At 53.4% G+C, this 8,979-nt stretch carries 1 protein-coding gene; it reads right to left on the bottom strand.

Translation table 11 applies throughout. From position 1 onward, the window contains the following. Positions 1 to 8,979, bottom strand: an 8,979-nt coding sequence (locus tag BZL41_RS29270) for a calcium-binding protein (RefSeq protein ID WP_305884102.1), incomplete at both ends; no start/stop codon positions are given.

Here is an 8,979-nt window from a genome sequence, read left to right as displayed (position 1 = left end):
GCACCGCCATCGAGCAGGTCATTGCCATCTTCGCCACGAAGGACGTCGTTGCCGGCCAGGCCATCGATGCGATCATCCAGCGCTGTGCCGCGCAGCTCTTCGGCACTGTCCGTGCCGGTCAGGGTGTTGAGGCTGGGAGGTGGCGTCGGGGTGGCACCATTGTTTTCTATCTGGGTATCAGTATCAGTGCTTCCCGTTTGGTTGCTGGTATTGTCGATAGGAAGTTCCCAGGCTTCGGTCAGTATCGGTTTCAAGGTGTCTTTCACATCCTGGGGGATCACCTTGCCTTCACCGCTGGGCACATCGAACGCGGCCATGGCGTCGACCAAAGTCTGTACTTTCGACTCAAGCAAAATCCGGCCATCAGCCAAGACAACAGACTCCAATCGATAGGTCGAATCCGAATACCAATCCTTGATCACGAATTGATCATTGGTACCGACTATCGAAACCCTCAGGTTATTGCCCATGCGGTCGAACCAAAGCTGCTCTGCAGTGACAGAGCCTTCTACCTGAAGCTTGTCGATACCTCCGTTGTCTATAAGCGAATCATGTCCGCTTCCTCTGCCCCAAAGGTATATGTCTTGACTGGCGCTTGAAGAATCACGCAACTCATCATCACCGGCGCCGCCAGAATAGGTATCACCCCCTTCTCCACCGCTCAGGGAATCGTTACCTGCGCCGCCTATCAAAGAGTTTCCGTAACGATTACCCGTAATCCTTTCATCTTTTTCACTACCGATAAAACTGGCCCAACCGGACGAATCAGCAAGGATAAAACTCTCAACATTCTGATATGCAGAGGCTGAATAACCAGCAGCGTTTTCCGCCACGAAGGTGACAGAATCATTCCCCTCCCCCTCTAATTCAACAACCTCATCGCCAATACCTAAAATATAACTGTCATCTCCGGCCGCCCCGATCAAGACATTTCGAATGGCACTTTGAGAGCCGTCCAACCTGTTATTAAGCGAATTACCCACCCCGGTAACAGCCTTTTCACCCAGCAAGACCAGATTCTCGACATACTGACCGAGCGTATAATCTATGGTGCTACGCACTTCATCGCCCGAACCGCCAAAGGCAGAGGAGGAGGCCACTACTACATCGCCTGGGTTATCCACATAGTAAATAGCCGAGTCGAAGCCGAGCGCAATCATTGTGTCGGCCCCCAACCCACCATCCAACGTGTCGTTCTGTATGCCCCTTCCTCGTGTATAGAGCGTATTATCCAGACCATTACCTATCGCGGCAATGTTAAATATATAATAATAACTCGTACCATTCCCAAGGTGATAAATCTCCATATTATCTGGCAAAACTCCACCCGTATAACTATACCAAGTATCTATTCCACCATTTTCCTGCTCTATTACAGACTCTACATCGTAATAAATGTCATCCCCTACCCCTCCTATACCTGTATCCTCCCCTTCCCCTCCCCGAATTACATTATCACCGTCATTTCCAACCAATATATTATCGAGTTCATTCCCTGTTGCATTCAAATCAAGGAATCCAGTCAGGGTAAGATTTTCGACATTCTTGGGTAGCGTATATGTGCGCGACGAGTAGGCAATATCCACACCAGCCGCCTCAGATTCAACGATGACATCAAACTCGTTATCAATCACATAGCTGTCATTTGCCCCGGTGCCACTCAACGTATCAGCCGCACCATATTGGACATTATCCAGAATATAGTTCAGATCAGCGGATGAGCCGTCTGCAAACTTCAAAAGTTCTACGCGCCGCGTTTCTTTACCAAAGAAATGCGCCACCGACAGCTCGCTCTTGTCTCGAGAATTATAAATGACAAGATAAGAGCCATAACTGGAGTCAAATAGCCTATGAAACGATAGATCGCTTAAAGAGATTCCAGGGCCATACGATACGACATCAATGTCAGCCCCGTTCTCATCGTATGCCTCAGTGATGACATCGTCACCGCTTCCTAACGTCTGCACATAGGTATCAGCGCCAAAATCTCCCTGCAGACGATCATCTCCAGAACCGCCCTCCAATAAGTCCGAACCTGCCTCACCCCACAGGGTGTCATTTCCATCGCCCCCCAGCAGAGTATCGTTTCCTTCTCCGCCAAACAGACGGTCACCGCCGACTTCTCCATTTATATAATCATTGCCAGCCAGGCCACTAAGTATATCGTTACCTGCGCCCCCCACGATGGAGTCATCTCCAGCGTAACCCAGAATCGAGTCGGCCCCCTCCCCTCCCACTAGCAATCGATCGAGAATATAGCCTCTATTCCATTGCGTTCCGTCGCTGAAACTGATTATCTCAACCTCATCCGAGCCACTAAAATAATTTGATACCGCTATAAGATTGGATATCTCGCCTCCCTCCGACTTTACAGTGAGCCGAAGCGAGTCCTCTCGCAAATTCGCCAAGCGGCTAACCATTACATCAGCCGGCTTTATTGATTCACCAAATTCAATAATCGAGCCTTTTTCATAGTTCCCATTGACCGTATCCACTCCATCGCCACGTTCGAATTTGAAAGTATTCTTACCGGCCCCACCCAACAGCACATCGTCGCCACTACCACCGACTATCGTGTCATCACCGTCGCCACCGGAAACCGTATCATTACCCGCCTCACCGAAGAGAAGATCATTTCCCGCCATGCCCTCCAAATTATCCTGCCCATTTCCACCGGACAGGATATCGTCCGACGAGAAACCATAGAGCTGGTCATTCTCACTCGTGCCGTTCAAGGATAATTTCTTGACATCCTCTACTGACCAACTGACACCATCCGCAAAACGAATCGACTCAACCCGCCAGGGGCTCGTTGCATCCGAGGAAAAGTAGCTGGATACCAAAAGCGAGTCGCCCGTCATAGGGCCTCTCAAAAGCAAACTGTCGGATTCCCGCACCACAATGACTTCGGTAGAAGTCATATTCAGAAATTCGATAGAGTCGATTTTTTCAGCGGCCCCACTATTGGAAGAAATCGTATCGTTTCCAAATCCTTGGCCAAAACGGTAGACATCATTACCCAACCCACCGTCAAGGAGATCGTTGCCAGCCCCCCCATCGAGCGTGTCATCACCCATAGCGCCATAGAGACTGTCATTTCCGAGCGAGCCAGCCAGATAATCGTTATCTGCCCCACCGTCTATATAATCATTCCCTGAACCGCCCTCTATGTGCTCATCTGCGCTAAAACCATAAAGCCGATCATCACCATCGGTCGCGACAAGAGATGCCGCGGCAACATCCTCGGTAGCCCATGCCACGCCATCCGAAAATAGTATTTTCTGGACTTTATATTGCTGATCGGATTCAGCATGAAAATAGTCATTCACCAGTACCGAATCCCCAGTAACGGGCACTGAAAGAAGCAGAGAACTTCCGCTCCGAGTTACGACAACTTCCGTAGAAGCAATGTCCGAAAACTCGATTACGTCCTCTTTTGCAGGTGAATTTTCCCAGGCGCTTATAGTGTCTTGCCCAAAACCACGATAGAAACGATAAACATCATTTCCTTTGCCGCCCTCAAGCCAGTCATTGCCACTCCCACCCACGAGCAGATCCTGGCCATCGCCACCGCGCAACGTGTCGTTGCCTTCATCGCCTGCCAAAGTATCGTTTCCAGCCTCTCCACTTAGCTGGTCGTCTCCATCCTCGCCATGGAGCAGGTCCGGTGTCGAGTATCCGGTCAATGTATCATTGCCCGAAGTAGGCTTGAGAATTTCTTCAAGTAAATCATCTTTCGTAAAAGCCACATCGGAAAACTTGAGCTCATTCACTCTATAAGCACTATTCCCATCTTGAGCGAAGAAGCTCACTATCCGCAAAACGTCGCCGGTGGCAGGTACACTTATCGAAAGATCATCAAAATAACGAGCGAAACTCACTTCTCCGCGAGCGATATCCAGGAATTCAATTCGATCGTACTTATTCGCAGCGGTATCGTATGCATTCAGAGTATCCGAGCCGAACCCCTTGGCAAATAAGTAAACATCATCACCAAGACCGCCATTGAGGCTGTCATTTCCCGCCCCTCCCACAAGCGTATCCGAACCCGCATCACCCATTAGCGTGTCCGCACCACTCCCTCCTTCGAGCAGATCATTACCTGCCTGCCCCAATAGCCTGTCATTTCCTTCGTCTCCCACAAGTCGATCATTCGATGCATAGCCCGTGATCGAATCGTTACCAGCGGTTGGAACAAGAACACGTAGTTTCACCGCATCGATATCCAGGCGGGTTCCGTCCTCGAATTCGATCAACTCCACCGCAGACGAAGTCGTCGCATCCGACAGGAAATAGCCAGAAATCGTCAAAACATCTGATGCATCGGTAATTTTCAACAGTAAATTATTGCCCGACCGCTGAAAAATAATCTCTTCCGGTTTGATCCCCTCAATAATCCTGACGGTATCCGGGCGGACGTTCAAAGAGTCGCTATCAGCATTTGTAATCGTGTCATTTCCCAAGCCTCTTCCAAACAGATAGATATCTGCTCCATTGTTCCCGCTCAGGTTATCGTTACCGGCGCCGCCATCAATAACGTCATCACCGTCGCCGGCCTTGATCGTGTCAACGCCCGCACTACCCATGATAGTGTCATTCAAGATCGTTCCAACGGCAGCGATGGAGCTGGCGGTGGAAGCGTCATAGAGAACACCGCGACTGGCAAGCTCATCCCATGTCAAAACAGTACCGTCTGCAAACTCGAACACGTCAAAAGGCCGCGATACACCTCCAGAAATGGAGGTCAACGTGACCTTGAACATGTCACCCGCATTACCATACCGGACATATAGATTTGCGGCCGAAGATGTCCCACGTGTTGCGATAAGTTGCAATGAGCTGCTTTCGATTCCATCGCCAAATCTGGCGATATTGGCTTTGCGCGAAGCGAGCGATGTGCTCGTTACGGCTCCGTTTACAACATCCTGCCCGTCGCCCTGATTGAAGATCGCAACCAGCCCCGCGCTGGTTCCGCTACCCAGCGTAAGCGTGTCATTGCCTCTACCAGCCTCAACGGTTGCGCTCGAATGATTAATACCAATGACATCCGCGCCGGCACCCGTGAATAGTGTTTCTCCAACTTTCGAGCTGGATAGCGTCAGGGAGTGCGTTACGTTCTCCGCGACCCAATCCTTGAAAGAAATTTCGGACTCAGACCCTATCTGGATCTTTTCGATACTCCCTCTGAGCGCCTCCTTGATATGGATAGACATGGCACCCTGAGGTTCACCAAGCAACAGGACCAGATCGCCCTGCTCTGGCAGCTGTTTGCTTGCGCTGAGTTCACCATTAATCACAAGTACATCGTTACCGCCTGTATCCTGGACCAGCACTGTCTGGCTACCATCGCCTTTTTCGACAACATAGCGATCATCGCCTTCTCCTCCGAGCAAGGAGTCATTTCCGGTGCCGCCGATCAGCAAATCGTCGCCGGCTCCTCCCATCAGGGAATCATTGCCGAGCCCACCCAACAGGGTGTCGTTGCCGTTGCCGCCGATCAGGACGTCATCGCCGTCTCCAGCGTCCAAATAATCGTCTCCAGACAGCGTGGACGATATATTGCCTGTACTTTTCTGATCTTCTCCGGCAAGCCAATCATTTCCAGCCCCGCCGATCAGGGTATCGTTTCCACCATAGCCCCACAGCCCATCGTCTCCATCGCCGCCGTCCAAACGGTCGTCCGCATGAAAAGACTCGGCCAGGTCGTCGCCGTCTCCGTGAAGGAAATCCGCACCGTTTCCGCCTTTGAGAAAATCCTGCCCACCACCGCCCCAAAGGGTGTCATCGCCGTCCCCTCCATCGAGAGTATCCTGGCCATGGCTTTCCCCTTTCAGGAACACCGTATCGGCATCGCCCCAAAGATTGTCATTTCCCGCGCCACCAATAAGAACGTCGTCTTTACCGCCACCCTCCAAGTAATCGTCGTCCTCACCCCCATCGAGATAGTCATCATTGAGCAAGCTGGATGGCGTCAATCCGTTGGTTTCGTTCCAACGTTCGTCTCCGAATAATTTGTCTTTGCCCAATCCACCGGAAAGCGTATCGCGCCCACCTTGACCGACAAGGTAATCGTCACCCTCTCCTCCCAGCAGAAGATCATGACCATCCTTTTCCAATGGGGTATACGAGAAGTATTTGGAACTTCGAACACCATCGCCATAAAGAGTGTCATTACCCTCGCCACCAAGGAGAAAATCATTTCCAGCCATTCCAGAAATGGCGTCGTCGTCTTGATCTCCCTGTACAGTGTCGTTACCCGTGCCCGCATCGATATGATCGTTTCCCTTCCCTCCGGATATGAAGTTTCCTTCATCATCCGAGACCGTTAGCAGGCTGGAGGAACCATAGCCTTTCACGATCTGGGAATCGGAATCCTGATATACCACCCAGTTGAAACCCCGAGTCACTTCCGGCCCGGACGCTACTACCGGGGTGAAATCCACAGCCACTGGGCGCTCGATATGCCCCGTGAGACTCCCAAAGATATAATCGACGCCGTCGCCCCCGAAGATTTGATCGGCACCTTGTCCGCCGATAAGCAAGTCATTGCCTGCGCCACCATCGATCAGGTCATCGCCAGCACCGGCAAGAACGCCATCGTTCCCTCCACCCGCAATGATGTCATCGGCACCACCGGTGCCCAGCAACACATCGTCAGTATCGGCCTGCGGGCCGGCGCTGGCGTAGCCTGTAGCGCTGGTTACGTACTGGGAGCCGTCCCGTTGCTTGATGAAGTCGCCGGTGATGGGAGTGTCGATAACCGGCTCGGAGGCCTCGTCAGCCAGGGTGATACCGAGACTCCGTTCCTTGCTCCAGTTGGCGATGCGAATGGCATCGGTTCTATTCGCGTTGGTAATCAGCAGATCGTTATCGACCCGCGTAAACGTCCATCCCGTGGCAGACTCGCGATAAACACCTTCGGCGATCTTTTCGCCTCCGCTCATGACGGCGCCATCCACCTTGATGCTGCCTTTGCCGTCGCTGTCCTGGATCGTGTCGTAACCGAATTTACCCTCGAATACATAGCTATCATTGTCAGTTCCTCCGCCGAGAACGTCATTACCGGCACCGCCAATCAGAACGTCGTCGCCGGAACCACCCACGAGGGTGTCGCTGCCTCCTCCACCATTGAGCATGTCATCGCCACTGCCGCCTTCGAGGTAGTCCTGTCCGGCTTCGCCGTTAAGGACGTCGTCGCCGGCCATGCCATAAAGATGGTCTGAAACCAGATCGCCCGTCAGCGTATCGCCATCCTTGCTACCAAAGCGGACTCGGTGCACGTAGTTCGGTATGTCGTCGGGATTGAACCCTTGGGCGACTCGATAACCGCTGGCTGCATCCTCATAGAAGGTTGCGAAGTACCCGCCATAGGCGATCGGAGACGGGGCGACCGGATTGATGGGGTTTGCATTCTCACTGCCAAAGCGCAGTTTTAAGGCCAGTAGGTCGGCACGATCCTGCAGCCAGGTATCGCTGAAGTTCGCGAAACCCGCGGCGATGTCGGCAGGGGCGAGCTGCCGATCGCTCTCCCAAGCAGCAGCCAACGGGCCTTGTGCACTCTTGAGGTCGGCCAATGCCGCATCGTCCGCCTTGAATGCAAACGGCGACAGGCTATACAGCGCGAGGAACTGGGCAAAGTCGGTGCGAGCAGCCTGCCCATCCGTGCTCGGGATAACCAGCTCGGCTTTGCCGAGCAATGCCTGATAGGCCGTGCTCTTCTGAACTTCATTCAATGCCGCATACAGCGCTTCACGCCCAGTGTAGGCGTCACTGTTCTCGACCTCGGCCCAGGTGTTGCCATTCGGATTGCCATTGAGCTTGAGGCTTGCCGCTTTATCGTCACCCAGGAACATTTGCGCCAACGCGTTGACCATGTTTTCCAGCACATCGCCTTCGGCTTTGCCTTGGCCGGAATTGGTATCGCGCTGCCACCAGGAGGCACTGCGCAGGATGTCGACCAGCGTGCCTTCCGCCTGCTGACGCTGCGCCTCGGGCACCAGTTGCAGCAGGGTGTTCTGCACGTTCAGCGAGTCGAGGATCAGTACCAGACTGTGAGTGTCACCAAAATCGTTATCCGCATAGTTGGGCACCAGCAGCTTGACGTCCGTGTAGCCAAACGACGCCGCGATGGCCTCTTTAAGGATGTCGCCACGCATCAGCGGCTGATCCTCGATAAAGACCTTGATGTCGGCCCCGTAGTGAATCTGCGAGTTGGCCACCGCCGAGGGCTCGCCGACGCCCATTACGTCGAATTGGTTGCCAGCCAGGTCTGCCTCATCCGCGAACTGCCGGCCGAAAAAGGTCTGCGCCGTATTGCCGAGCAACTGCACGGCTTCGGTACGCTCGGCGGTGAGCAGAACGGCCATCTGGTAGTCGAGACCTTGCTGGGCAATGGAACTGTCGGGAATGTTCGCCGGTTTGCTTGGCGTATCACCGCCCGACGATAACTCAGGCGCGCGATGGGCCTCGACGAAGATCAAGCCGACCCGTTCAAGTGCCGCCTGAATACGTGCTCTGGGCCGTTCCAAAGTATCAATCTCTCGAGCGAGCGGATCGGCTGGCCAAATAGCCATGAGACGATCATCGGCACGCTGCATGAAACTGTCGAACGCACTTTGGGCTTGCTTGCTGCTGTAGGCCGTAGCCGCCTCGATCAGGGCGGAGAGCTCGGTACGCAGTTCAAGATAGAGTTTCAATAATTCCGGTTTGGTAATGGTTGCTTCAATCCGTGCCGGGTCGTTGCGCAAACCATCGAAGTAAGCCATGACGCTGGCCAGGTCGCCCTGCCCGTCCTTGATCTTTCCGACCCCGGCACCGTTGAAGGTCACCACCTGCTGCGCCACGCCCGGGTGCAGCAAGTTGAAGGCCGTGGCCAAATGTCCGCCCAGGCTGTAGCCGGTAACGGACAGTGGGCCGTCAATCAGGCCCCGCTCGCTCAACGACGCGTACCAGTCCTGCATATCGTCGATCTGACCGAAG

This window comes from Pseudomonas sp. PIC25 (assembly GCF_002286785.1).
GTDB lineage: Bacteria > Pseudomonadota > Gammaproteobacteria > Pseudomonadales > Pseudomonadaceae > Pseudomonas_M.
The sequence above is the reverse complement of the archived record's forward strand: the minus strand, read 5'-3'. Positions and strand labels throughout refer to the sequence as shown.